The sequence below is a fragment of the Bacillus sp. WC2503 genome, from assembly GCF_052682895.1.
In genome coordinates, this window is record NZ_JBQYMD010000001.1 from 2,293,267 (window position 1) to 2,319,902 (window position 26,636).

Annotated in this window: 21 protein-coding genes and 1 pseudogene; 4 read left to right on the top strand and 18 right to left on the bottom strand. The window is 33.5% G+C overall.

All coding sequences use genetic code 11. The features are described from left to right. Positions 1 to 179: 179 nt before the first annotated feature. Together ACUN26_RS11765 and ACUN26_RS11770 are read right to left on the bottom strand one after the other, a co-directional pair. Positions 180 to 716: a DUF2812 domain-containing protein gene (locus ACUN26_RS11765; protein ID WP_000536846.1), complete on the bottom strand. Its 537-nt coding sequence runs from the start codon at positions 714 to 716 to the stop codon at positions 180 to 182. Positions 717 to 723: 7 nt separating this feature from the next. Then, positions 724 to 1,041, bottom strand: a complete 318-nt coding sequence (locus ACUN26_RS11770; RefSeq protein WP_000991888.1) for a PadR family transcriptional regulator — start codon at positions 1,039 to 1,041, stop codon at positions 724 to 726. Between the two features lie 188 nt (positions 1,042 to 1,229). Between ACUN26_RS11770 and ACUN26_RS11775 the strand changes: the two genes are divergently transcribed. From ACUN26_RS11775 to ACUN26_RS11785, 3 genes are read left to right on the top strand one after another with little or no spacing between them, the layout of a single operon-like run. Beyond that, entirely contained in the window at positions 1,230 to 2,177 is a 948-nt protein-coding gene (locus ACUN26_RS11775; protein WP_002038955.1) for an AAA family ATPase, read from the top strand. Next, on the top strand, positions 2,174 to 3,337 hold the full coding sequence (locus ACUN26_RS11780) for a DUF58 domain-containing protein (protein ID WP_001014405.1): 1,164 nt from the start codon (positions 2,174 to 2,176) through the stop codon (positions 3,335 to 3,337). Before ACUN26_RS11775 ends, ACUN26_RS11780 begins: the two co-directional genes overlap by 4 nt. Then, a complete protein-coding gene (locus tag ACUN26_RS11785) occupies positions 3,312 to 4,421 on the top strand; it encodes a DUF4018 domain-containing protein (RefSeq protein ID WP_445540879.1) in 1,110 nt (369 codons plus the stop codon). The genes ACUN26_RS11780 and ACUN26_RS11785 overlap by 26 nt, the downstream gene beginning before the upstream one ends. Positions 4,422 to 4,476: 55 nt before the next feature. On the opposite strand, the gene ACUN26_RS11790 is transcribed toward ACUN26_RS11785, so the two are convergent. The 3 genes from ACUN26_RS11790 to ACUN26_RS11800 form a co-directional block, all read right to left on the bottom strand. Next, positions 4,477 to 5,846 (bottom strand): IS3-like element ISBth167 family transposase gene (locus ACUN26_RS11790; protein ID WP_087945508.1). Its coding sequence is split into 2 segments (ribosomal slippage): positions 4,477 to 5,381 and positions 5,381 to 5,846, totalling 1,371 coding nucleotides; the frame shifts between segments, so codons are not numbered across the junction. Positions 5,847 to 5,946: 100 nt separating this feature from the next. Then, positions 5,947 to 7,398, bottom strand: a complete 1,452-nt coding sequence (locus ACUN26_RS11795) for an MFS transporter (RefSeq protein ID WP_001186948.1) — start codon at positions 7,396 to 7,398, stop codon at positions 5,947 to 5,949. Between the two features lie 238 nt (positions 7,399 to 7,636). Then, positions 7,637 to 8,854 (bottom strand): aspartate aminotransferase family protein, encoded by a 1,218-nt coding sequence (locus tag ACUN26_RS11800; RefSeq protein WP_001286451.1) that lies wholly within the window; start codon positions 8,852 to 8,854, stop codon positions 7,637 to 7,639. Between the two features lie 274 nt (positions 8,855 to 9,128). Between ACUN26_RS11800 and ACUN26_RS11805 the strand changes: the two genes are divergently transcribed. Then, positions 9,129 to 10,508 (top strand): catalase, encoded by a 1,380-nt coding sequence (locus ACUN26_RS11805; RefSeq protein ID WP_001003627.1) that lies wholly within the window; start codon positions 9,129 to 9,131, stop codon positions 10,506 to 10,508. A 218-nt stretch (positions 10,509 to 10,726) separates the two neighbouring features. On the opposite strand, the gene colA is transcribed toward ACUN26_RS11805, so the two are convergent. The 13 genes and pseudogenes from colA to ACUN26_RS11870 form a co-directional block, all read right to left on the bottom strand. Then, positions 10,727 to 13,363, bottom strand: coding sequence for a collagenase ColA (gene colA, locus ACUN26_RS11810; protein ID WP_000241876.1), 2,637 nt, complete (start codon positions 13,361 to 13,363; stop codon positions 10,727 to 10,729). Between the two features lie 503 nt (positions 13,364 to 13,866). Continuing rightward, positions 13,867 to 14,379 (bottom strand): hypothetical protein, encoded by a 513-nt coding sequence (locus ACUN26_RS11815; protein WP_000719364.1) that lies wholly within the window; start codon positions 14,377 to 14,379, stop codon positions 13,867 to 13,869. Positions 14,380 to 14,492: 113 nt separating this feature from the next. After that, a complete protein-coding gene (locus ACUN26_RS11820) occupies positions 14,493 to 16,247 on the bottom strand; it encodes an adenine deaminase C-terminal domain-containing protein (protein WP_000437107.1) in 1,755 nt (584 codons plus the stop codon). A gap of 356 nt (positions 16,248 to 16,603) precedes the next feature. Next, entirely contained in the window at positions 16,604 to 17,770 is a 1,167-nt protein-coding gene (locus tag ACUN26_RS11825; RefSeq protein ID WP_000710625.1) for a serine hydrolase domain-containing protein, read from the bottom strand. A 258-nt stretch (positions 17,771 to 18,028) separates the two neighbouring features. Next, on the bottom strand, positions 18,029 to 18,535 hold the full coding sequence (locus ACUN26_RS11830; protein WP_000780146.1) for a DUF3902 family protein: 507 nt from the start codon (positions 18,533 to 18,535) through the stop codon (positions 18,029 to 18,031). Positions 18,536 to 18,882: 347 nt separating this feature from the next. Continuing rightward, entirely contained in the window at positions 18,883 to 19,617 is a 735-nt protein-coding gene (locus tag ACUN26_RS11835) for a hypothetical protein (RefSeq protein ID WP_000247502.1), read from the bottom strand. Positions 19,618 to 19,632: 15 nt separating this feature from the next. Beyond that, positions 19,633 to 20,742 (bottom strand): DUF58 domain-containing protein, encoded by a 1,110-nt coding sequence (locus ACUN26_RS11840; protein ID WP_001075951.1) that lies wholly within the window; start codon positions 20,740 to 20,742, stop codon positions 19,633 to 19,635. Further along, positions 20,739 to 21,671 (bottom strand): AAA family ATPase, encoded by a 933-nt coding sequence (locus tag ACUN26_RS11845; RefSeq protein ID WP_000105664.1) that lies wholly within the window; start codon positions 21,669 to 21,671, stop codon positions 20,739 to 20,741. The genes ACUN26_RS11840 and ACUN26_RS11845 overlap by 4 nt, the downstream gene beginning before the upstream one ends. A gap of 301 nt (positions 21,672 to 21,972) precedes the next feature. Continuing rightward, complete coding sequence (locus ACUN26_RS11850; RefSeq protein ID WP_001246977.1) at positions 21,973 to 23,220, bottom strand: PoNi-like cognate immunity protein; 1,248 nt, start codon at positions 23,218 to 23,220, stop codon at positions 21,973 to 21,975. A gap of 27 nt (positions 23,221 to 23,247) precedes the next feature. After that, a pseudogene (locus tag ACUN26_RS11855) lies at positions 23,248 to 23,775 on the bottom strand (cytoplasmic protein); the annotation flags it as partial. A 329-nt stretch (positions 23,776 to 24,104) separates the two neighbouring features. Next, positions 24,105 to 24,449 (bottom strand): hypothetical protein, encoded by a 345-nt coding sequence (locus tag ACUN26_RS11860; protein ID WP_000656836.1) that lies wholly within the window; start codon positions 24,447 to 24,449, stop codon positions 24,105 to 24,107. Between the two features lie 2 nt (positions 24,450 to 24,451). Continuing rightward, positions 24,452 to 26,275: a T7SS effector LXG polymorphic toxin gene (locus ACUN26_RS11865; protein WP_000056091.1), complete on the bottom strand. Its 1,824-nt coding sequence runs from the start codon at positions 26,273 to 26,275 to the stop codon at positions 24,452 to 24,454. After that, complete coding sequence (locus ACUN26_RS11870; RefSeq protein ID WP_000076600.1) at positions 26,272 to 26,634, bottom strand: DUF3958 family protein; 363 nt, start codon at positions 26,632 to 26,634, stop codon at positions 26,272 to 26,274. The genes ACUN26_RS11865 and ACUN26_RS11870 overlap by 4 nt, the downstream gene beginning before the upstream one ends. Positions 26,635 to 26,636: the final 2 nt, after the last annotated feature.

The following is a 26,636-nucleotide window of genomic DNA, read 5'->3' on the forward strand; positions in this document are numbered from 1 at the left end:
GTTCCTTATTTATGATTTTTTAGGTATTGTTACGGGATATCTCCATCTACAATTGTTCGTTCTATACCTTGAATACACATATTTTTATTGTGTAAAAAATAGCGAACAAAAATAAAAAATATATAAGAATTAAAGAAGATAATTCCCATATCCCCCTTCTTTAATAATTCCACTCTTTGTTACAATATTTCCTTTTTCAACTGTTTAATCTTCCAAGTTATATTAATAAATATATATAAATACATACATCCTATAAACCCTACCATACCTTTAAATATATAAGGAATTCTAGATTCTGATGGTCCAAGAAAACATAAGTAAAACGTTGGCATTATCGTTACAAACACAATTACAAAGAATAGTAATAACTCATTTAGTTTTTGTATCCTCGTATCCTTTTCTGAATATATATCAGGCAACTCATTTTCTTCTTCTACTTCTTTACAAAAATAATTCCATTTTGCAAAACTCGTTACATGTTTCCATCCACACATTTCATATATATCAATATTTTCTTGTTGCTTTTCTTTTGAATCTTTATAATCCAATCTAAAATCCGCTTTATATACTACATCTTTCGGCTCAGTTTTCTTAAACGTATACATTACATTATACTTTTGTAAAGCCCAACCTTTTTGATGCATTTTTCTTAAAAAGTCTTCTTCTTTTTCTAAACTCCATACCGCGAAAGGTTTGAATATCTTCTTTGTCCCCATCTTCCATTCACTCCCCTAATATACTGTTTCCATTTCTTACAGATCTCTGTAACCTGTTATACTCTAGCTCTAAAACTTCTCTTCCAAACGGCGTTAACTCATAGCACTTCTTTCTATCTGTAGAGGCCACTTCAACAATTAACTTCTCTTTTAGTAACTTCGTCGTATTCCCATATAAAGTACCAGGACCGAGCCTTACTTCCCCTTTTGTCATCTCTTCCACCATTTGCATAATTCCATATCCGTGCATTGGTTTCACTAATGACAAAAGTATGTAATACGTCGCCTCTGTTAACGGAATATATTTTTGTGCTTTTGCATTCATTATACCTACCTCCGATACATCGTCTTATGATATATCGATTAACGATACATCGTATAACGATATTGCATAATCATATTCCAAAATATACAAGTATAATTTAATAATTAAATATCCATTTCTTTAAATTGAAAAATCATACCTATTTTCAGAATAATTTGTTAAAATATAGAAACATTAACTCTTTTATAATGAAAGGAATGATACATATGATTCATACATTAAAAGAAAATATAGGGTGTGTGTTTGTTGGTAAAGAAAATGTTATTGATCTACTACTCGTTTCTCTACTTGCTGATGGACATGTACTGCTTGAAGACGTGCCTGGTACCGGGAAAACGTTGCTGGCGAAAACAATTTCAAAAAGTATTGGTGGTAATTTCTCTCGTGTTCAATTTACCCCTGATGTACTTCCGAGTGATGTAACAGGTATTGAATATTTCAATCCGAAAACGAGTGAATTCGAATTAAGACTTGGACCAGTTATGACGAACATTTTACTAGCAGATGAAATTAACCGTGCAATGCCGAGAACACAGTCTAGTTTGTTAGAATCAATGGAAGAACGACAAGTAACGCTTGAAAAACAGTCTACTCCTCTTCCGAAACCGTTCTTTGTTATTGCGACGCAAAATCCAATTGAATCACAAGGAACTTTCCCTCTTCCTGATGCACAGCTCGATCGCTTTTTAATGACAATTGCAATTGGTTATCCGGCCCCAGAAGATGAGTTACAAATGATGCGACGTTTTCGTAACGATACACCATTAGAAAGTGTTACATCTGTTATCTCTTTAGAAGACATTTTAGAAGCGCAGAAACAAGTAAAAGAAATTTTCGTATCAGAACCGTTAGAACATTACATAATTAAACTTGCGCAAGCTACTCGAAATCACGATTACATTGCTAACGGTGTAAGCCCACGTGCCACTTTAGCTTTAGTGCGCGCAGTTCAAGCATTAGCCTTTTTACGTGGCAGAGAATATTGTACGCCTGAAGATATTCAATTTTTAGTTCCTTCTGTTTGGAATCACCGTATCGTCTTATCAATGGAAGGTGCATTACGCACGACAAAGAATGAAATTATGCAAAGGATTTTAAAAAAAGTTGATGTACCTGTGGAGATTGAACAAGCATGAATGGTCAACGCGTTGTAACTGTACCTTTATTTTTCCAGCTTCATATTATTCAATTAACTGTGCCAGTCGCGTTACTTTTCACATTCTTTTTCCCGCAACGAATGTTTATGTTTCTCTTTTTCTTCTATTATTTATTTGCGATTTTCATTTATAAATACGTCGCTTTCATAGAGAAAAAGTTTCAAGTTATAAATGAGAAACAGACGACTCGGCTATTTCCTGATGAAACTGGACAATTTTTTATTCATTTAAAAAATGGAGCAAGCATACCACTCGTGAATGGGGTTTGTTATTTTCATTTACATTCATCTCTTATACCGCATAAAGATCAAGGAATTGAACAAATTTCAAAGACATTATTCTCCTTTCCATTTTCACAACCTGCACATTCAGCGCAAAAATGGGATTTAACATTAACTGCGACGAAGCGTGGTGTGTTTCAAATTGAACAGTTCGAATGTGTATTAAAAGATCCATTTCATCAATTGAATGTACATTTACCTGTTTTTGATAAATTAAAGACCGAAATTATTGTGTATCCTTCTCCTAAAGAAGTAGCAGGCTTGCAAGAACTTCAGCAACTATTAAATGGTTCATATCGAACAAATTTTTCTTTTTACAATGATGAAACATCTATTATCGGTGTGAAACGATATGAACGTGAATCATTCCGCTCTATTCATTGGAAAGCATCTGCTAAAATGCAGGAATTACAAGCAAAGCAATATGAACCAGTAAAAAATTATAGCTGGACAATTTGTCTATCTTTAGCTGCTAATCGCGGGTTTGGTTGGAGAGATAATGTAGAAGAACTTATTTCATATGCAACATATATTTGCCAGTACGCAACGAAGCAGCAAATTCCGTTTGAATTGTTTATTAGTGTATTAGCAGAAGGTGGCCCTCTGCACTTACCATTAAACGAAGGACAAATGCATTATGGGAAGGCATTAGAGGAATTGGCACGTATTTCAGATGATAGTACACTTCTTCCAAAACAAGGATTTCTTCACTATGTAACGAGAAAAAGAGAACGCTCGTCTACGATGATTTACATCGGTATACAGAAGAATGAGCTCCCTCTTCTAACGCAACCTACATTTCTCATAAATATTGAAGGGATGGTGGAAGCAGTTGAAAACTTGGCTCTATCACGTTAATGACTTTATTCTGCTGCTTCTCCTTTCGTTATTAACGGAAAGAGACGAAATAGTTGGTATTGCTATATTTTTAGCGACCGGTTATGTAGGAGTACTTCTTATTAATAAATTAATGAAGAAAAAAACAACAGGATTTGTAATACTGTTAGTTGCTCAAATAGTCGGTTGTTCTTTCATCCTACCTTTTTCTCTTTTTGGCACAATTATGTTACCGCTTTTCTTCTTTATCGTACATGCAATTGGACCTGGGTATCCGGTGCAAAAGTCGTTAAGCGGTATTTTATGGTTTGTATTTTCAGCTATATTTCATGCCCCTTTTCCACCGTTATGGAAATTGTTATTATTAGTTTTACACATTATGATTACATTTTGGCAAACAGGTTCAAATCGTAATCAACAGCTATTACGTTTCACTTCTATTATTGCCATTGGAACAATTAGTGCTTTACTTATTCCGGTATTCCCTTATATTCGTCTTGTTTTTTCTTATATCGTTCAAGTAGTTGCGTTAGGATTCGGATACGCTATCAATCCGTTGTTTTCGGCAGCTGCATTAAAAGAAACAGATGATTTTTGGTCGAATAAAGGGAATCTAAAAGATCCTACTATTAAAGATGATCTGGAGCCACTTCCTTTTGATCCAACTCTTATAAATAGCATAACCATAATAGTCTGTACCACCATCACCATTTATATCGTTTGGAAAATAATAAAACATCGAAAACATTTAAGTTTACCAAATATACCATTCTTCGAATCTACAATCATTACTGATAAAGAAGGTATGAGCCAAAAACGAATGAAGCGAAATAAACCACCACATAATGAAATTCGAAAAGAAATTTTCAAGCTGGAAAGTAAATTATCCCCTCCTTTAAACCGGGAACGAGGAGAAACAGTTGAAGTATGGTTAGAAAGAATTCATGATGATGAAGGTATACATATTCAGAGGCATATTATTATAGATGCGTATAATGCAGTACGTTATTCAAATGGTGAAAACGTTGTACTTCTGAATGAATTTAAAGAAGAGGTTCATAAGCTTTATGCGTATGAGAAGAGTTTGAAGAAAAAGAAAAAATGATGTATACAAAAAGACTCCTATTAATGAACTGAACCCAAAAAATTAGACAAATATATTAAGCAGCTACTAAGGATTGAACTCTGTATTGCACAGGGGACAATCCTTTTAGTTTTGTTTTAATTCTTTTGTGATTGTAGTAATGAATATAAGTTTCTAGTTCTTGCTTAAATTGTTCCATACTTTCAAACTCTTTAAGATAAAGTAATTCAGACTTTAATAAGCCAAAGAAATTTTCCATGACTGCATTATCTAAGCAATTTCCCTTACGGGACATACTTTGGATAACGTTATGTTTTTTAAGCGACTGATGATATTGTCGCATTTGATAATGCCAACCTTGATCCGAGTGTAAAATAGGAGTTTCCTTATCATTCAAACGTTGAAACGCCTTATTCAACATTTTAGAAACAAGGGAATAGGCAGGTCTATGTTCTATATTGTAAGCTATAATTTCTCCGTTATATAAGTCTAAAATGGGTGATAGATATAGTTTTTTACCATGTAAGTGGAACTCCGTCACATCTGTTACCCATTTTTCATTTGGTTTTGATGCGTGAAAATTACGTTTTAAAATATTAGGAGCGAATTTCCCGACAGTCCCTTTATATGAACGATATTTTTTTAATCGAACAAGACATTTTAATCCCAGGATATTCATTAAACGTCGAACGGTTTTATGATTTAATGCATGGCCTCGATTACGTAATTCCAATGTAATACGACGATAACCATACCTCCCAAAATTCTCACTAAAGATCTCTTTAATTAATTCTTTAACTTTCTTATATTTATCTGGACGTTTCGCTTGTTTCATCCAGTAATAGTACGTACTACGAGCGATATTAGCGACTTTCACAAGGTCAACGACCTTGTATTTATGCCTTAATTCATAAATCAATTGCGCTTTGTCTTGGTCTGTGATGTTTTCTTCTTTTGAACTAAGGCATTCAACTTTTTTAAATAGTCATTTTCCATACGCAGACGTTCATTCTCTGCTTGTAGCGCTTCTATAGAACCTTCAAGAGATACTTCGTTTTGTTTTAAATGTTGTAGCTTAGCTTTTTCTTTGGCCATGGTTAGACGCCCCTTTTTCTTTGATTTTAGGGCATCTAATCCTTCTGTTTCATATGCTACTTTCCATTTTCGGAGTGTTTCGCAAGAAGGAATATTAAAAAAAGCAGCTGTTTCTCTCAGAGATGTCCCATTTTCATTCATATAATGAATTACATCTAGTTTATACTCGAGAGAGTAAGTTGTATAGCGTTTTTCAAACGCCTTTTCCCCTGAAAATTCAAACCGTTTAATCCATTGATAAAGTTCTCTAGGATAAACCCCTATAGAATTAGCAATGGTTTTTCCGCCTTCCGTACCTTCTAGATATCGTTTTACTGCTTGTATTTTATCTTTTGAAGAAAATTTAGCCATAAAAAATGCACCTCCAATTGTTAATTATGTGTCTAACAATTGGGGTGCACTTCATTAAACTAGGAGTCTTTTTGTAAAAGTCCACGTTGCTTTTCACAAATTATGCTTTTTTTCCTGCTTCAATTTCTAAAGATTCTTCATGCCACCAAAGTGTTTCTTCCGGATCCTCTTTAGCAATTTGGCGTGCTTCTTTTTTCGATTCTACTGTAGGATATGAACCTTTTAGCGCACGTCCTGATGTTGTAACGAATAGTACACTAAATACGACTAATCCAATTATACTTACACCTGCTAAATAAAATGCTGGTGCGAGCGGATTACCGGTTGCATGAACTAAGTATGAACATACGAGCGGTGTTGTTCCACCGAATATAGATACAGAAATATTAAAGGAGATCGAGAGTGCTCGATAACGTACATCGGTGAAAAAGAGTGATGGTAATAACGAAGGTAGTGTTCCTTCATACACACTTAGGAAGAAACCTAATACGAAAATACCTGCAAATATAGCTGCAATATGTCCGTTACCTATTAGTAAAAATGCTGGAATTGCAAATACGCTTAAACCAAGTAAACCAATTTGCACGACGCGTTTATTACCAATTTTATCACTTAATTTACCGAAATAAAGTGCTAATGGAATCATAAGTGCCATCGTAATTGAAATAATTAATAAGCCAGTTGTTTCTTTGACTTTAAGTACTTGAGTTAAATAAGAAGGAATATACGAAAGAATCATATAATTCGTAATATTAAAGAAGGCGACAATTACTGTGCTTAATAAGAAGTCTTTTTTGTGATATTTAATAATATCCATAAATGAAAATTGTTCATTGTCTTCAGATTCCTCTTGTGCTTTTTCCATCTCTTCAAAGATGGGAGATTCATCTAAATGACGGCGTAAATATAAACCGACCAAGCCTATTGGTGCAGCTATTAAGAAAGGAATACGCCAGCCCCAGCTGAGCATTTGCTCATCTGTTAACAATAACGTTAAAATGGTAACAATTACCGAAGCAGCAATGTAACCTGAGAGTGTTCCAATTTCAAGACCACTACCGAGTATACCACGCTTTTTATCTGGAGAAGATTCTGCGATATAAACCATTGCTCCTGAATATTCGCCGCCTGTAGAGAAGCCTTGAATCATTCGGGCAACTAAAAGTAGTATTGGTGCCCATACACCAATTTGTTCATAGGTTGGTAGTAATGCGATGAATAATGTAGAAAGTGCCATTAAAATAATAGTAGTACTTAATACGATTTTTCGGCCATACTTATCTCCTATTCTACCAAAGAATACACCTCCGATTGGTCGAACGAGAAAGGCCGCTGCAAATGTACCAAATGTAAGTACAAGCTGCAAACCGCTATTATTAACACCTGAGAAGAATAATTGACTTAAAATTACCGCTAAATACGCGTATAATCCGAAGTCAAACCACTCCATTGCATTCCCTATACCAGTAGCAACCACTGCTTTCCTGGCTTGTTTAGGATTGACAATATTAACGTCTTGAGGTTCAAAATTTAAATCATTATTTTGTTGCATATAATAAAACAGCTCCTTGTTTAATTTAACTTCTTTAAGCACACCTTCTCTTATTGAATAAAATTAATTCGAAGCACTTAAGGAAAATTAATGTCTCCTTATCTGTTATTATTGTTTCACATAATTAATTATTTGTCCAATGAGATGCTCTCTATGTTAAGTAATTTACTATTTTAAAAAGCTGAAGAAGGCGCTAAAATAGCGCCTTCTTCAGCTTTTTATATTTTTTTATATTTTTTTAAATACTTGCTGTAGCTGCTATGCTATGAACACAGGAAATAAACTCATAAGTGAATGCGTCAATTTCCTCTTTCGTAATAATATACGGCGGAAGTAATCGAATAATATTCCCTTGTGTTACATCGACTAACATTCCTTTATTCATTAGCTCAATCTGTAATTTCTTCACATTTTCATTCGTGTCATTCACACTTATCCCAAACATCATCCCCACATGACGAACTTCCTGAATATAATAAGAATTTTCTTTCTGAATGTCTTGCAGTTTATCATTCAAATATAGTGACGTTTCATAAGCTTCTTGCATTAACCCATCATCAAGTAATGTATTTAATACCGTTAAACCTAAAGCTGTTCCCATTGATGAATGAGCAAATGTAGTGCCATGATCTCCTGGTGAAAATACATCGCATAGCTTTTCACCTACAATAATTCCCCCTAGCGGTATCCCTCCTCCTGCGCCTTTACCAATTTGAATAATATCCGGTGTAATATTAGAATTTTGATAAGCGAACAATTTCCCCGTTCTACCCATACCACTTTGTACTTCATCAACGATAAGCAGCACATTATACTTGTCACAAAGATGTTGAACACCATATAAATATTCACTTGATAAAGGATATATCCCGCCACTTCCTAATACAGGCTCTAACATAATTGCAATAGGCTTTTCATTTAAAATTGTTTCTTCTAATTGCTCTATATTCTCACGCTCTACTTCGTATACAGGAATAGATGTTTTAGGGAAACTTTGATATACATTTTCTTGTCTCGTAAAATGAAGTGCCCCTAACGTTCGCCCGTGGAAACTACCTTTGAGCACAACGACACCTTCTCGCTCTTCATTCGTAATAGATCTATATTTATCAATTAATTTCAACGTTGTTTCTGTCGCTTCCGTACCAGAGTTTGTAAAAAATACTTTGCCGTTTTTTAAAGAGTACTCAACTAATTTCTTTGCATACTCAATCGCAACTGGGTTTAAAAAGTGAAATGGAAGATGCAACGATTTCGTAACTTGCTCCATTGTCGTTTGCACAATTTTAGGATGATTGTATCCTAATACATTTACTCCTACGCCAGAAAACATATCTAAATACTCTTTTCCATTCACATCATACAGTTGACAACCTTCTCCTCTTTCTATTGCAACCTCCGTACGGCAATACGTAGGCATCATATATTCTTTATCTAATTGAAACCAATCCGACATGTTCATTTCCTCCTAGTTATTTTTACTATTTTTTTAATGACCATTATCTATAAAGTTATTTATCAATTAATTTTTAAGATTAAAATTTTAATAGTGTGTTTTCTCTTTCCGATATTCATTTTTCCATAATTTCTTCTATTTCAACAGGTCCACTCTATATGCGTTTTTTTCATCTAGCGGTATGTTACTACTTTGAACTTTGTATGTAATACATAATCAAGGCTATAGAATCATATTTAGTAACAATCGAAGAAAAAATTTGGAGGCTATATCGATGAATGAAAAATATAATAAAAAGAGGCAACCCTTATTAGGAGAAGACCTTAATCAAAATCGAGAACTTAATGAACAAGCTACACTTCACTCTCAAACAGTCGGTTCACGTGGACCTGTTCTCAAGCAAGATAGTGTACTGCATGAAACGTTACAAGAATTTATACATGAAAAAATTGTAGAAAGACCTGTTCATGTAAAAGGTTTTGGGGCATTCGGTTATTTTCAAACGATCTATCCGATGTCTGCACATACAAAGCTAAGTTTTTTACAACATTCTAATGAGAAAGTTCCTGTTATGGTACGGTTTTCGTTAGCTGTTAGTACGAAAGGAACACCAGATACTTCTAGAAATGTACGCGGATTTTCCACAAAATTTTATACAAAAGAAGGCGTTTTCGATCTTTTATGTAATCACATTCCTGTCTTTTCCGTTCGTGATCCGATGCGTTTCCCTGAAACGATTAAAGCGTTGTTGCCTTCACCTAAAAATAACTTAATAGATCCGGATAGATTTTGGCATTTTGTCGCTAGAGCACCCGAATCCATTCATTTTGTTGTCCGTTTATACTCTAATGTCGGTACGGTAAAAAGTCTTCGTCACATCCCAGGACATAGTGTAAATACATACGTTTGGAGAAATGCTGAAGGCAATCGAAAGTACGTAAAGTATCATTGGTATCCTTTTGAAGGTGTACAATTCATTACTAGTAAGGAAGCTACTAAACTAGCTGCTGAAAATCCGGATTATAGTGGGAAAGATTTATATGATGCAATTGAGGCTGGTAAATCCGTGGAGTATGGTTTATATGTCCAGCTCATGGATCCAAAAGATGAAGTACATCTTTCTTATGATCCGCTAGATGATACAAAAGTATGGGATGAAAAGATGTACCCTCTTATACCAGTCGGTAAAATGGTATTAAATAAAAACCCTGAAAATTATATGGAACAAGTAGAAAAAGTCGCCTTCTCCCCTTCTAATTTACTAGATGGTGCAGAACTATCTGATGATAAAATGTTGCAAGGGCGTGCTAACATTTATAGCGATTCTCAAAGAAGAAGAATTGGACCCGAATTTCGAAAATTAGCGATTAACCAACAGCAAAATTGGACACCTGCTAATCAAATAACAAGCGGTGATGGAAGGTATGTTGAAGGTAAACTTGAAAGAGCTCCTATAACGAAACAGAATGACTTTACGCAGGCTGGTGAATTTTATACGCAGTTAAAACCAATAGAAAAAGAATATCTTGCTGAAAATTTAGCTAATGATTTGAAAGGTATATCTGATGATATTAGGAAGATCGTTTTGGAGTATTTCAATCGAGTATCCACTGATTTGAAAACAAAAATTGAGACAAAAATGAAAGAGCATTAAGAAGATTAAAACATACTTTCCGAATGAGAATTCAAATCTATATTAATTATTTTCTTGTCAAAATCCAATGAGTTTATTTAATTAAAAAATGTAAAGCCAATATATCCCTGTTCTATAATTAGAACAGGGATATATTGAAGTAGTTTAATGTTTAACATTAAATACTTTATTTCGCTAAAAAATGCAATAAGTAGCCTTTCAAAACAAACTATAGTAAACTACTTTACTTGTACCGTATAATTCCCTGTTCCACCACCATACTTATATACACTTAAGTAATATTTCCCTGGCTTTGCATTATAATTTCCAAGCAATTTGTTTCCATCACGTTTTGTTGCATAAGCTACATAATTGTTTAGATCTGATTCAGAATATAATACCCAGTTCAGTCCCAGATTTTGTTCGTTCGTAACAGAAATTTGTAAATCTTTTTGATCCTTTACATCAATAACAAATTTATCTCCCTGATCTTGATCGCTCAAGGTTCCTCTTAACAAAATATTCAAAGATAGTGGGTTTGCTGTTTCAAATGAATTATTTGGTTCTTTTTCTACAGCCGTACCTTCTTCCGTATTTACTCCGCTAAACACAACATCATATTCAAATTGTCCAGCATGATTAACACGGTAATTTATAAAATAAGCAGTCAATGTTTTATATCCAGTCCACTCTTTTCCTGAAATACGTTTCAACATTTCATTTGTTGCTTCATTCATTACTTTCCAATCCTCAATCTCTCCTTTTGCTGAACTTCCAGTATATGTCCCCTGTAGTGTAAATGTATTAAAGAATTGTGATTTATTCTTTGTTACTTTCACACCTTTTAACTTTGCTTCATTCGTAATATCTGAAGTAATGTCCGAAAGCGATTTTGGATCATGCTGCGCTAAGTACTCATCTGATACTTGTGGGATTGTATACTTATCGCGATTATCTATAAGCATTTGCATATAAGATTGATATTCTTCATTTAAGTTATTATCTTTGCTTAATGCAGAACGGTATGCGTCGTAACTTGAAACATCATTTGCACGAATTAAATCATGCACTTTATCGAACATTTCAGGACGTTTATTATACATATATGATTGCAATGCAAACGAATAGTTATAAAAATCCCACGTTCCATATTTCGCATTTAATGTTTGTGATGCTGTATAGCGTTTTGCAGGATCATTAGATAACCCACCAATTATACTTTTTCGCGGTACTACACTATTTAATCGCGTTGAACCTGCAAAGAACTCTGCATTTCCTTCTTCAAACCATGTTAAACGTTCATTTTGATACATTTCCCCTTGGCCCCATAATCCCTGAACCTCGTACCTTCCTTGTAAGTAGTGTGTAAATTCATGGCGGAACAATTCTTCCAAACTATAAATACTTTGCTCTGGTGTACGTTCATATGTAAAGAAAGTTCCCGTTCCTTCAATATAAATTCCACCATTATTCGTTTCATATCCGTACAGTTGACGATTAAATTGATACTCATCTGGACTATTATAAATAACCATCGTTAGCACATCATCCGCATGTCCATTTTCAAGTGGTTTATCGCTACCAACTGTACGATAAAATTGAGAACGTACTTCTTTCGCTGCCCAGTATAGTCGCTTAATTTTCTCTTCACTAACCTTATCCCCAGCTTTAAAGACAATTGCTCCATCATCAAACGTATACGTTTTCGGTAAATATTTCTTTTTACCCTCTTCTCGAATTTGATCTAAATTTACAGTTTTTCCGTTCGCATCTATTCCTCCATAATTTGTAGTAATTTGTTCTGCCGCAACAAAGTATTGCTCTCCTAAAAATGGATAAATTCGCATTGCATCTGTAACAACTTGTTGTCCTTTTGTCGGCGTGCTATGAAGCTTGCCCAATCGGCCAGCATAGTAAATTCCGTTATTTATTAACCATCCATTTTTATCTGATACAGTACCAAGTAGTGCGAAACGACTTACTTCATTAATAAAGTTATCGATATTTCGATACCATATCGTATCTTTCGGCTCTTTTCCAGTCGTGTACATATCCGTCTGAATATCAAAGTCAATTCCCTTCATCAACTCATATATAGCGTCTCCTTTTGTTCGGTCTTCAATGAAAGTTGCAAGATTATCGTTATATTGTTTAAAAATTTCACCTGCATATAAAACCGTTTCAACATCTGCTGATGCATTTCCAATTAATTTTCCATATGATGAAATTACTTTATTTTGTTCTGATGTACCAAGTTTGAAATTTGGATTTTTTGCAATTGTTTTTAAAGCTGGTAAACATTTATCATGGTAGCTACGCTCATTTAGTTTGCTTAATTCATCATGGTAAAAACCTAAATAAAATGCTGCACGTAGCGCTTCTACTAATGTTTCAATCCCTTTTGAGTCATCTTTCGTATAAGCTTGTCCTTGTTCTGCTAGTTTATTAATAATCGCTTGCATTCGGCTATCATCTTGATAGAATTTAAGACTATCACTATTAAACTGAAATAATTCCGGAATTTGATACCATTTAATAGTCACAAGAAGATCAGTTAATTGTTTGTTACTTAATTGATTTAACTCAGCCATCGAATACTTTTTTTCTTCAGCTAACGGTTTAATATTATCGGTTGGTGCTAGTGGACGCTGCGATAAATCCGCTAACTTTAACCGTTTTGTAAAAGATGCATTTTCTTGTACTTTTGAAGGGTGCGCCAATTCATCAACAGATTTCTGTATGCCAACCGGCTCCATTTGTAATACGTTCTTCACATTTTTCTCTTTTGTCTCTGCTTGAATTTGCAAACCATTACATGTTATTGTCACTAGTCCAACACCAAGAATCCACTTAGAAATTTTCGAATATTTAACCATACCATTGCCCCCTAATAATTTAAAAGAAAATTCTGAATTTTAAAATCAAAAAACTACTTATTTATATGTATTTACAGTTCCGCTATAAATACAACTATGATCAATAATGCAATAGTAGCTTGTTTTATACTATTACGAGTACAGATTCCTTATATACAATCTCCCTTCCTTACATGTAATACAAGCAAAAACTGTGCCAATCATATTTCTTATGAATAGCCAACATTCTTTTATAAATACTGTAGAATAAAATATACATAGGTGGTTCGACAATGTATAAATCATTTGACACAAAATCTAATTTTTATGAAGAACAAATTCATTGAATGTTATAAGTTCATTAGCAAGTACATAATTTTCAACTAACAACATCGCAAATTTTTAAATCTCTCAAAAAAGGTAAACAAACATATTCCATAAAGCTAATATGTTTGTTTACCTTTTCCGATTTCAAATCAACAGCAAGATATCGTTGAATAAAAGCAGCATTAATACGTATTTTGTTATTCATTTCTCTTTTTCATATAATCTTTTTCACATTGTAACGGTTTGAATTTCACTTTTTTCCCTTTCTTCTTTTTCGTTTTTATAACGAGCCATTCCCCTTTTTCAACGTCTAGTTTTAGGCGTTTCATTACATTGATATTATCGTTTTCTTTATAAAGTAAAAATGCCTCTTGCGCCCTTACAAATAAGCTCGGCTGCTCGCTAAATCCACCACTATCATAAATTTTAGTTAGCGAATTATAATAAGAATCATTTTCCTTTCCACCATACATCAAATGGGCAGCCTCCAAATCTCTTTTACTTACTTCCCAAAAACTATGTTCATCAATATTTAAATTAAATGTGGATTTAATGTCCTGTATTATATTCTTCACATACTTTTCATCTCGAATTTTCCTTTCTTCGAGACAATCCGAAGATAACCTTGGTGCATCTGATTGAGAATGTACAACGTGTTGTATCGATACACACAGAATAAATATGCTTAAAATGTAAAATATTTTTTTCATATTTACATATCACCTCAAATGATTTAGATACTATATCATTTGAGGCTTACAATATTCTTATGCTAATAAAAGGAAAGATCCTATAAAATAAAATTTTTATAGGATCTTTCCTTTTAATATTGCTTTATCAAATTCACGGGCTGGGCAACTACCTTACTACTTTTCACATCATATAATCCTATAGGTGTTACTCGTATAAACGGCAAGTGCGTCGCAGAAAAGAATAAAATGGTAAATGCTGGATCATCATACGCGTAGCCACGCTCTTGTAGTAATTTCACCATCTTTTTCTCTTCCTGTATTAATTCACTCATTTTTAAATCGGACATAATCCCGAGCAACTGTAATGCAATTTCGTGTAACACTTCATTGTTTTCTGCTATGACCATTCCACCACCGAGCTCTTTTACTCTACGAAAAGCTGTAAGCATATCTTCTTTCCTTTTTCCGATAAGAATAATGTCACCTGTACCAGAATAAGAACTTGCAAGACCTCCTAATTCATTTACAAAACCTTTCACAACTGTATTCACTCGCCAAGTACCATCGCGGGCAATCATCATTAGGAAACATTCATCATGTTCCATGGAAAGTTCATCACAGTCTAAGTCGATTTCGCTAACATATGGTTTTGTTATAACATTGTTTAACAAGTGTATACCCGTTTTATTAGAAAAAATCATATGTTCTTTTTCTATAGACCAGTCTAATGATAATGGGGTTACTTTAAATTCACTCCAGTTTATATGTAATGATTTATTTTTGTTTACTCCGTCACGCTTCACCCATTTTCCCTTTGCAATTACACTAATTGGCACCGGATTTTCTTTACTTTCCAAAATATTAATATTGGCGATTCTCCCTGTCGCAATGGAGCCATGTAAATGCTCCATATTATAATAACGAGCAATGTTATAACTTGCCATATGGTAAGCATCTATTGCCGGAATTCCTTGCTCAATCGCTATTTCTATCAATCTATTCGTCATTCCGTTTTCATAAAATGACGGATGTGAACCATCTGTTGTAAAAATGAATCTATCAAATTGCTTAACACCTAATTCTAGTAATTCTTTCAATAAAACTTTTAAATCTGGACGAATCGAAGAATTTCTAAGAGAAACAGTGTAGCCTTGCATAAGGCGCGTGAAAGCTTCCTGTCCTGTCATCGCTTCATGATCACAATCTGTACCTAACAGTTTTAACTTCGCTAAAGTCGTTTCAGATGCCCCCGGAAAATGTCCTTCTACTTTTTTCTGTAACCGCTTCGTTTCCTGCACCCAATTTAACATTCCATCATCGCCATGTAATAGTTTCGGCCATGCTGTTAACTCGCCGCCTTGAAGAACTGCGTCATGCTTTAGCCACTCTATTATTTCTTCACTATTAAATAAAGATTCCCCTTTTTGCAATTCAGTCTGTCCATCAAAACGACACCACCAATACATACTTGCCGGAACCTTTTTAAATTCATCTAATAAACGAAATGCTTCTTCACGTTGTAATGTGAAAAATAAAGTTAAATTATCATTAATAAAAGTTGTCGTCCCAAATTGCATCGCATGATTCGCTAACGTCTCTGGATTATACAATTGATATGGATGTGCATGCGGTTCGATGTAACTAGGCACTACATGCTTTCCATCGCAATCAATCACTTCACATTCACTTAGTTGCTCTGGCAATTTTTCTCCTACATATACAATGCGGTCATCATAGATCCAAATATTCGCTTTCATCCACTCACGCATATACGAATTTAGGTATGTTGCATTCCTTAATAAAATGTGTGGACTTCTTTTACCATCTAATACTTCAACATGTTCTCGTAATTGCTTGTTAGTCCATTTAAAATGATTTTGTTCCATTGTATTCAACTCCAAATCAACTCATAATTATTTTGATTAAAACGAGAAATATTTAACTAACTAAAGTATTTTCTATGCATAACTCCCCTATTGATGCCCCTATACCCTTCATTATATGGAACGATTTCAAAAATAACAATTTTCAGAATCATATACATACCTCTTTTATCCAAAATAAAAAGAATGTCATGTAACTGACATCCTTTTTATTTTTATCGTAAGCTATACGATTGATTTTCACTTTGAAATACACTTGATGCCCTATCATAAATGCTACTACTGTCCATAGTTGCGCATTTAACAAAGTACCTCTTTTATATACAACTATAACAAAATTCCATTCATTTTCTTTTCATCTATTTATTAAATTCAATTTGCATCATTTTATTAAACTGCGAAACAATATCGACCTCATCTAAAGAGTTAATACTGACAGCCAATGTATGTTTACCACCAATTACTCCGCCAGCAAAAGTTGTAAATCCGGGAATTCCTCCTCCGTGACCCCAAACTGAAACACCGTTTGGAAGTTTAGTCTCATAGATTCCAAGACCATACCCATCACCAACCGCTTTTCCTTCTACAGGAACTGTAGTAAGCATTTCTTTTAGCTCTCGTTCCTTCAATAACTTACCACTGAGTAAAGATGAAAAGAATTTATTTAAATCATCCGCATTAGAAATCATATCTCCAGCTGAATTAGCTAAACTCGGATTATAATACGTAATGTCTTTCAACTCGCTCGTTCCTTCGGTTTTCACATACCCACGAGCATGATTCTTTCCTGGGATGACAGGTGAATTACCTGGTAAAAACGTATTTGACAAGTCCAAAGGTTCAATAATTCGCTTTTCGATTTCTTCCGCATAACTATTACCAGTTATTTTTTCAATAAGCATTCCTAGTATTACGTATCCTGTGTTTGAATACGACCAGCCTTTACCTGGCGAAAAATCTGGAGGCAGAGAAAGGCCTATTTTCACTATTTCTTCTGCTGTATACGTTTTTTTCGAATTCATTATGTCAGCATCTTTTGACTTTAAATATTCAGCTATACCGCTCGTATGATTCAAAAGTTGGCGTATCGTAATTTGATTACCATCATACCCATTTCCTTGAATGAGGCCCGGTAGCCACTTTTCAATTGAATCGTCAAGTTGAACGCGATTTTCTCCAACTAATTGTAGAACAGTCGTGGCAGTAAAAGTTTTCGTCACACTACCAATCCGAAAGCGATAATCTGATTTCACCGGTTTCTTTGTACTTAAATCTGCTACGCCAGCAGTATAACTACTCGTTTTTCCGTTATTATACGCCTTAGCTAATATCCCTGGAGCGCCAAGCTGTACTGTTTCCTGCATTACTTGTTTCCAGCCATTACGATTCTTTTGATCATGTACTTGTGACGAACTAGAAATATTTTGAGTTGACTCTGCAGTCACAGTAAAATCAGGTGTGAATAGAGCAGTACCCGCTAATAAAACTGCAAAACTTGCTAACTTAATTGAATTACATTTTTTCATAAGGCTTTCTCTCCTCCATTAATATCGGATTGATTCAAGCTATACTTTCATCCTATATGATAAATCTCTCTTTTTTCTTATCCATTCCTTACGAAATACTTACGTTTAAATTTAAATACGGTAAACTGAGGAAGAGTTATGCATGCAAATAAAAAGAGAACATGTTTTCATTTTTTATGTAAACATGTTCTCATAAACATTTAAAATTCTATATCAACTTTTTATTCTATTCTTTAAACAACTAATCTTTTTTCACTTTTACCATCCTGCACTGGCGTTCATACCATTTCCGATAATAGTAAGAAATAATGGCCACAGTACTGGCCCTAACGTAAGAAATATATTTAGAAGTATAAGTATTCTATATCCCACGGTAAAATTATTATTTTTACGATTTACCAATACTAAAATAAATAATAATATTATGGTCGTTAAAAATAAAAATAGAATTAGCAACCAATACCAAACCATTAAACTGAGACTCCATGGTGTTAATAGCTCGTGTATTATACCAAATATGATTCCTAATACCCCAAAACTAAAGGTAGTAACTGTTGATTTTATAAGCAATTTATTTAATGTTTTTTCATATGTATTTTTACAATATAAATCTATTAAAGTGAATAAAGATAAATATGCCATTAATACACCTACCCAAGACAATAACCAGTCCCCGCCACCTCTAAATAACAAGAACATCAACCAACACATACCTACTGCAGAAAAAATAAAGGAAATAAGTATGCTTTTTAATACCAGTTTCATTATATTTTCACATCCTTAAAAATAAATTGTAAGTTTTTACTAAACTCATGTAATTTTTTTATTAACATGCTACCCATTAATTGTTTAGTTTTAGTGCATCTTTTTTTCATTTTATATTAATAAAACAAAGATACACTCATAAATAATTTAAGAAGCAATACTATACAAAGAGTTACATATAGCTTATATATTCTTCCATTGGTAGAGATATAAAAAATTAAGTATACATTAACATGCAATTAAATATAAGTAAATAAAATTAATTTACAATTAATTTCATTCACTTATATAATTTTTATATTTAGATTAATTACGCCATCTTTTTTATTTTGAAATAGTACATTCTGCTATTCATACCGCCCTTTTCCATCCCGTTCTATCCACTGTATAGTCTTCTCTATATCTAACTCCGTATACGCCTTTTCCCCATACCGAACTGACTCATATAACGGAATAATATCTCTCGATCTACAAATTCTCTCTAGCCATTGTTGCATCGTTTCATAGGACCTTCTCTGTTCATGAAATGGTAAAGTTCTTTCCCATTTAACTAAGCTTTTCCTTATTTTATCTGTAGGTAACGAATGCTCTGACCGATGAATGACTTTTTCATTCTTTACGTTTCTTACCGTATCTTCTTTTGTTACCGATTGTTTCTCCTGTTCTATTTCTGATTTCGTTAACTTTTTCCTAATAGATTTGTAGAGAAAATATATAATTACCACTGCAATAACTACATAAAAAACTATACTAATCCATGAATTTGAAAGCACCGAAAATACGTTTCTCCATGAACTTTCCTTTTCAAAACCTTTAAATTTTTTACCCGTTGTCGTTCTCTCACCATTATCTCCTACTTTTTTCTCTTCTAAAGGTGTTCCATAACCTTCAGTATCACCGTAGTTTATAGTTTCCTTATAAATTTTTTCAGGTTTCTTTTCACTAAAAAAACGCTCTTTTACTATATCTTGTACATACACAACACCTTGTGATAACGTTATCGCACTAATCGCAAAGAAAAGTATGATTAAGGTTCTTACACTCCATAACTTCACTTTCATATGCCGCTTTTTATTTACCATGACATAAGCCCCTTCTTATTCTTTCATTACAATCCATTTATTCGTTCTACTGCATTTCTTTGGTGAAGTACCAATAATTAAAGGAACCGCATCCAGTTCCTTTCGACGAAAACCAGCTGTGTAAAAGTAAGAAGAAGATATAGGCGTATCTTGGTCTGATATCGAGGCAAGTATCCTTAATACATTTTGCAAATGTTTCCGATTATCCCCATTTTTTATATGTAGCAAACCGTTATCTTTTACACTATTGATCCATACTTCAAATGAACAGTTTTGCATGAGCAATTGTTTACATATACCCGCCGTTAATTCAATTAGTTCCTCTGTATCATTTCGCAAAGAAACACCACTTTTATTTTGCAAGTTGAGATAAATCGCGTATTTATCACATTGTGTTCGCTCATACTTTTTCGCAGTTATCGTCCCTGTTTTCGCCGTTGCACTCCAGTGGATGGAACGAAAATCTTCATTTTCATAAGACTTTACTCCCATTACTTTCGTTTCATCATATAAGGGTGAAGACATCGCTTTTCGAAATCCTCGTGACCATTCTTGTAATTCAGGAACTTGTATTTTCGGAACAGCTGGTAAAACTAAATAAGACGGCGTATCAACTTGTTTATATGTTATATTGTTCGTTATAAATCCAAAGAGATCGGTAATCACAATTTCAACTTCTTCCCATTTCGCGATGCCTCTTTTTAACGCTACAGCTTGCAAATCAAATGAAACTGACTCCTTTCCTTTTAAATTAAAATTCATATAATAATTTGAACCTGTACTATGATTTTTGTTTATTTCATCATGATTCCAAGTTAGCTTATTTTCACATTTAAATCGAAATACGATATTAAGAATAGGAAATATCGACTTGTTTGAAATTTTCATTTTGCACATATTCGTTTCACCTATAAAAACGTTCGAATTCCCTTGACTGTATTCCCATTGAACACGAGATACTTTACGTATATATACATGCATAGCACCTATTAAAATTACATATAAAAATACGAGAGATAAAAACAGTAGATTACTTGAAAATACACTTAAAATAACGGCTACAACTGACATAACCCCCATTACGAAAGGCTCCGCTAAAGGTGTATACACAAGCTGTTGATTCATCGTACATTCTCCACTGGCACACTAATCGTATGAAGAATTTCTTTCATAATTTGTTCTTTCATCGTTTTCATCTCTCCCTCAATCGTTAACGTTAAACGATGAGCACAAACTGATGCAGCGAGCGTCTTAATATCATCTGGCGTACAGTAATCTCTTTCATTTAATATTGCCCGTGCTTGAATTGCTCTCATAAATGCCAACGTTCCCCGAGGGCTTACACCAATTTCAATTAACTCATGGTTACGAGTTACTTCAATAATTTCAAGGAGATAATCTTGCACATCATTCCCTACTAACACTTCTCTTGCACGCTTTTGCATCGTAATAATTTCTTCACTTGAAATAATAGAATGTAACGTTTCTAACGGATCATTCATTTGAAACCGATTCATCATTTCCTTTTCAGCTTCTCTCGTAGGATAACCTTGGCGTATTGTGAGTAAAAACCGGTCTAACTGAGCATCTGGTAACGGAAATGTGCCCGCTGATTCGAGTGGATTTTGCGTTGCTATAACTAAAAAAGGTTCTGGTAATGAATGTGTCTGTTTCGCAATTGTAACAGTACGCTCTTCCATAACCTCAAGTAACGAAGATTGTGTTCTCGGTACAGCTCGATTAATTTCATCCACTAATACGATATTTGCAAAAATGGGGCCTAACCTCGTTTTAAAATCCGATTCCTTCACATCAAAATATTCAAGACCAATAACATCTCCAGGCAAAGTATCCGCTGTAAATTGTATTCTTTGAAATTTAGCGTCCACACTTTTAGCCAAACTTTTCGCTAACGTTGTTTTTCCTGTCCCAGGTACATCCTCTAATAAAATGTGTCCTCTTGCTATTAGAGCAATGGCTGCTAGTTCTATCGATTCGTCTTTTCCTATAATAACTTTCGAAATATTGTTAGTAATTTTCTTTAATGTACTCATATAGTAATCTACCACCTTTTAATTATCTAAAAATTAAGAATATATTTTTTCCAAATTATAACATGCATTTCAAAGATGAAATACAGTGAAAATGAATCTTTTATTTTTTCTTCATTGCACGCAAAAAAGCACCTATTGTCGTATATTGACAATGAGGTGCTTAACTCAATCCAACAGCTTTCTTTCCCTCTAATTTTTAGTAACAATACATCCTTTTTTCTCCCACGCATGCATTGTTTTCAATTAACTAGTAAAATGCATTCTAATATTACATATAATGAAAACCATTTCTATTTTATCGTTATAGAACTTCCTCTACATCGACACTCTCTATCTTTACTTCATACATATTTGGGATGTTTGCTTCTTTTGGTACCCATGCATAATAATTTTGATCATTTTCTAACATAAATTGAACTAACTTTGTTTCTGAAACATTCCAGAAATTTTTAAGATTATCAATGTAGTCCTCTAAATCTTCTTTATAGTCCAATTGTAATATATAATCTCTTAATGTCAGGGCAAACACAATTAAACTTCCTAATAGATTTTTTTGCTCGTTTTCTTCTTCATACTCTTGTGGTAAGAACCACACTTGACCTATTCCTATCGTTTTTTTGTATTTTTCATAAAAACTACTATCACCCATATTCTCATAGTCATGGATCAATTCATTGACCAATGAATGCCATTTTGGAGGAATAATGTTTTCCAATGCAGAATTATTTTCAATTCCTTCTACTATATCCTCGATTTCTTCTGTCTCATCTTCATAGTGATATTCACTTAGGTCTATATGCTTGTATTTCATTTCATTTTTATAATGTGCCAAATCATATGGATAATGGTTATTATCTTTTAAACTTGTATCATCAAGTTCGAGTATCTTTACTAGTGCAGCTGTCTCAAAGCTCCAGTACCCTACATATCCAGGTTCTTTATGTGCATTTTTCCATTCATAATCATAATGGCCTTTAAACCATTCTTTCTCCATATACGTTTGTAATCTTTTAGACGCTTCTTTTTTATCTGTTTGTGCAAGTTCTATAATCTCTCTCGTTTTTGCATATGAATTTTCTTTATAATATCTGTTCGTCATTTTTATGTATCCGATATCACTAGCGCATAAGAGGAAATCAATTACTGCGTCGTTCATATTTTTTGTATCAACTATCTTTTTTAATCTTTCTATATTCTTTTTATCCGTTTCTAACAAAATTCCTAAGGAAATCATCCAAATTAGACTTAAATATCCAATTTCCCTACTCCCTGTATTCTCTAAATCATAAATTGCATTATGAAAATCTTCTTCTATTACACTAATTTCTTCCCCTAAAGAATACTTTGCCCTAATATCCTCCATCTCATATCTAAAATTGGCTAGATAGGTCCCTTCTATAATACTCTTATTATCTTTAGAATATCTTTGAATTCCATTTTTAGTATCTTCTTCTAAACTTTTAATATCTTCTCTATTTTCCTCTATAAACTCTTTATTATATTCAATTCCTTCTCTACATTTTTCTTCTATACATAAATAATTTCTCATATCATTCAATTCCTCCTCGCTTCTAAATTATGGCCACTCTCCAACGATGTTACCCTTTGCATCTATCTTAAATGTTTTAACCTTTCCACTACTATCGACTTTTGATAATACTCTTTCTACCTTATCTCTCTCCAACGCTTTCGTAATCTTATCTGCTAATCTTTTATCTCCATCAACAGCTTTCAATATTCTACTTTTTTCAGTCTTCACACCTGTCAACCAATCATCCGACATTTGTCGTCCATCTTTAGTTTTCCCTAATTGTGAACTGCCAAATTTAGCTTCATCAATAACATATTTGATCTTTGATTCTGCATTTGTATTTTCGTATAATCCATCAATTCCTTTTACTATTTTATCATTTATGCCTGATGTTGCACTTTTTCCGACTGGCTTTAAATCAAATCCAGCATCTTTTAAACTTTGATTATTCAATAAATTGTCACTTGATTTTATTTCACCATAATTACCTTTTTGCTTATTTGTAGCTGTTTTTGCATCAAAATTATCTACAGTTGTATTTTTACTACTGCTAGGTTTACCGTTAGCCGTATCCTAAGTATCATCCTTAGCCCCTTTAACTCAACCAATTTCTTCCTAAAGCTTTGAAATCTTACTTTGAGTATAGGCTTTCGTGTCTTTATGACTTAGGGTGATTGCCTCTTCAAATATTAACTACTATAATTACAAGTAAATTAAAACAAACTTAAAAGGAATGAATTCTTTACTATACAGAATTCATTCCTCACTAGTTGCTTAAAATATTTATCTAACTCTTTAGTTTCAATTCACATTCAATATCCCCTAAACATACATTAAATTTAAATTTCCCTCCATATTTTTAAATTCCTAAAAATGATGGAAAGCTAGCATACCCTGCAAGCTTATGCTGAATACCACTCTTCCGTAGAAAAATTATCAGCATTTGAATTTCCTTCTAACTCCCATTCGCTAATAAAATTAATTATTTCTCCTAAAATTAGATTTATATCATGATTTTTTATAATCAAACCTCTATGATTATTCCAAGTCAAATCAATTTCGATATTTATATTCAACTCATCCTCACATTTACTTAAAAAGTCATTCATTACTAAGGTAAAACATAAATTTACAAAATTATCAGAAACCCAAATTACGGATGAATCATCATTAACCTTCTCTATTCTAAATCTTAAATTATTGTATGCAATCCACTTTATATTACCTTGTATTTTTTCTTCTTTCATAATTAATTTCCTCCCATACTATGAAATAATCCTGTCAAGACATCCATTGCTGGATTTGTTTTTAAACTGCCATATATCACATCTTCCCATGAACCATACTTTTTATAAAGTTGTTCAGGTGTAGGTCCTTCTGCCCTGCCATATTCAAGAATATTTCTTTCTTTCATTGCATTCAATCCATCTAAATTATTAGATTTTATATACGTTTCCATTCTTCCTTGATTTCGCTCTTCAACTTTCAATCTAGCAATTTCCTCCATAGATAGCCCATCATTTTGAAGATTTTTAATATCTTGTTCTAGTTGTATTCTTTTTTGTTGTATTTTTTCATGATACTTTATTCTTTCGCTTCTTGCATAACCTACTTCATCACCATTTGTCCAGTCTACCCCAAACTTATTTAAGGCAGATTCCTTCTTAGGTGAATATCCATATACAGCTTCAGTATTTCCCTCAATCTCCTTTGCTATCTTAGGATTATCTAATGGATTTCGAAGTTTAGAATTTATTTCTATTCTGGTACCACCAGCCTCGACTATATCATCAAGATAATTGCTTACAGTTTTACCCGTACCCTTACCACCATCTTTAGACTTCGCAAACTTATAATAAGCTTCTATTAATTCGCCTTGAGGTATTTTGGTTACAATAGTTCCACCAACACTAGAGAATGCATAGGAAGCATTTCTCTTAAATGATTGTAACATTTCAAACGTAGGCTTCAATTCTTTTGCCAGTTTTACTGCATTAGCAAATGTACTTACTCCACTTGATGCTTTTGCTCCTTTTGTGATATGGCCTACTTTATTTAGTGCCCTATCGCCTAATATTGTGGTAGCTATTTGTGTTAATCCATAGGTAGTCAATTCTGTACGACTCTCTGCATCTCCCTCTATCATATCTCGTTTTATTTTATTTGAAAATGCATGCCACATATTTTTTGCAGTTTCATCCAAATGGAAAAGTGCATAGGTTACATTAATAAAAGTTCCTATGTCCATATTACTTAAAGCTATTGCGGACTCGATTTCATCACCAATAGCTTTCCCCGCTCCTCTTTGAATAGCTTCCCACATCTTTTTCGCTGTTTCAAACGTGCCAACTATACTGTCTGCCGCATCGTCCCAAGCATTTCTAACCGGAGATTTCTCCTCAATTATGTTATTTGTTTCTATATCTTTAATTGACTGATCATTTTTTCGGGCTGTTTCTTCTATAATCCCCTGAATAGAACTCACCCAATCCATATTCAACCCTTGTGTACTAAACGTACCACTCACTGGACTAAATCCTTTCCCGCTTTGCACTTCAGCGAGTCCGGCTGTGATGCTAGCTGCTAATTGGAGGGCGGTACTGTAGTTGTTGCTGGATGAATGATTGAATTCATATAAATGCTCAAGTTTTTCTTCCAGTTTTTTTCTCATTGCACCTAATACCGTTACACTCGCATTTACTCCGGGCATTGGTATAAGTACTTCTATTGCTTCTATACTTGTAATCGATTGATTAATTCCCCGTATTTGTTCTCTTATTTCTTGTTCGATCACATCTGTCGAAGCAACTTTTGCTTGAAAATCATTTGGAAATGCTTCGTTTTGGCGAATTAATTCTTCACATAAGCATATGATTCCTTGTGCTAATGGCCGAAATGTTTGGACAAGGTAGGCTTTTGCACTACTGTATGTTTGTCCTTGTAGTACTGTATCTACCGCAAATGCATCAATAGATTGAATGGCTTGTTCCATACTTTCAATCGTAGCATTACATATAGCGTTCATACTTTGAGTTTGACTTTGTACTTCTCCCAAATACATGTTTAAACTCATGTATTGGCCTCCCTTTGTAGTTGCTGCTGTTCATAGGAAAGGTCGTTTTCTTTCTCACTGAGATGCCGTTTTTCTTTAAGCAACGTCTCTTTTTCATTTTCTAATTCGAATGTAAGTTTTCTTTCATACTGTCCGATTTCTTGCCGCATATTCGTAAAAAGATGAAACACTTCTTTGTCGCCGTGCCAAGTTTCTAGTATTCGGTTAAATAAACGATTGCTTCTATTTTTCCATTCATGAAAACTAGCCTCAGCTCGTTCTTGATTTTGCAGCGCAATTCGGTTTTCATTTTGTTCTTCAAATATAATTCGTAATTTTTGATTACATTGACTCATTCTCGTTTCAATTTCTTGACTCATCT

Excerpts from the sequence above, each read along its gene's own strand:
- ACUN26_RS11765 (WP_000536846.1), bottom strand. The coding sequence starts at position 716 with ATGGGGACAAAGAAGATATTCAAACCTTTCGCGGTATGGAGTTTAGAA.
- ACUN26_RS11770 (WP_000991888.1), bottom strand. The coding sequence starts at position 1,041 with ATGAATGCAAAAGCACAAAAATATATTCCGTTAACAGAGGCGACGTAT.
- ACUN26_RS11775 (WP_002038955.1), top strand. The coding sequence starts at position 1,230 with ATGAAAGGAATGATACATATGATTCATACATTAAAAGAAAATATAGGG.
- ACUN26_RS11780 (WP_001014405.1), top strand. The coding sequence starts at position 2,174 with ATGAATGGTCAACGCGTTGTAACTGTACCTTTATTTTTCCAGCTTCAT.
- ACUN26_RS11795 (WP_001186948.1), bottom strand. The coding sequence starts at position 7,398 with ATGCAACAAAATAATGATTTAAATTTTGAACCTCAAGACGTTAATATT.
- ACUN26_RS11800 (WP_001286451.1), bottom strand. The coding sequence starts at position 8,854 with ATGTCGGATTGGTTTCAATTAGATAAAGAATATATGATGCCTACGTAT.
- ACUN26_RS11805 (WP_001003627.1), top strand. The coding sequence starts at position 9,129 with ATGAATGAAAAATATAATAAAAAGAGGCAACCCTTATTAGGAGAAGAC.
- colA (WP_000241876.1), bottom strand. The coding sequence starts at position 13,363 with ATGGTTAAATATTCGAAAATTTCTAAGTGGATTCTTGGTGTTGGACTA.
- ACUN26_RS11815 (WP_000719364.1), bottom strand. The coding sequence starts at position 14,379 with ATGAAAAAAATATTTTACATTTTAAGCATATTTATTCTGTGTGTATCG.
- ACUN26_RS11820 (WP_000437107.1), bottom strand. The coding sequence starts at position 16,247 with ATGGAACAAAATCATTTTAAATGGACTAACAAGCAATTACGAGAACAT.
- ACUN26_RS11825 (WP_000710625.1), bottom strand. The coding sequence starts at position 17,770 with ATGAAAAAATGTAATTCAATTAAGTTAGCAAGTTTTGCAGTTTTATTA.
- ACUN26_RS11830 (WP_000780146.1), bottom strand. The coding sequence starts at position 18,535 with ATGAAACTGGTATTAAAAAGCATACTTATTTCCTTTATTTTTTCTGCA.
- ACUN26_RS11835 (WP_000247502.1), bottom strand. The coding sequence starts at position 19,617 with ATGGTAAATAAAAAGCGGCATATGAAAGTGAAGTTATGGAGTGTAAGA.
- ACUN26_RS11840 (WP_001075951.1), bottom strand. The coding sequence starts at position 20,742 with ATGAATCAACAGCTTGTGTATACACCTTTAGCGGAGCCTTTCGTAATG.
- ACUN26_RS11845 (WP_000105664.1), bottom strand. The coding sequence starts at position 21,671 with ATGAGTACATTAAAGAAAATTACTAACAATATTTCGAAAGTTATTATA.
- ACUN26_RS11850 (WP_001246977.1), bottom strand. The coding sequence starts at position 23,220 with ATGAGAAATTATTTATGTATAGAAGAAAAATGTAGAGAAGGAATTGAA.
- ACUN26_RS11860 (WP_000656836.1), bottom strand. The coding sequence starts at position 24,449 with ATGAAAGAAGAAAAAATACAAGGTAATATAAAGTGGATTGCATACAAT.
- ACUN26_RS11865 (WP_000056091.1), bottom strand. The coding sequence starts at position 26,275 with ATGAGTTTAAACATGTATTTGGGAGAAGTACAAAGTCAAACTCAAAGT.
- ACUN26_RS11870 (WP_000076600.1), bottom strand. The coding sequence starts at position 26,634 with ATGAGTCAAGAAATTGAAACGAGAATGAGTCAATGTAATCAAAAATTA.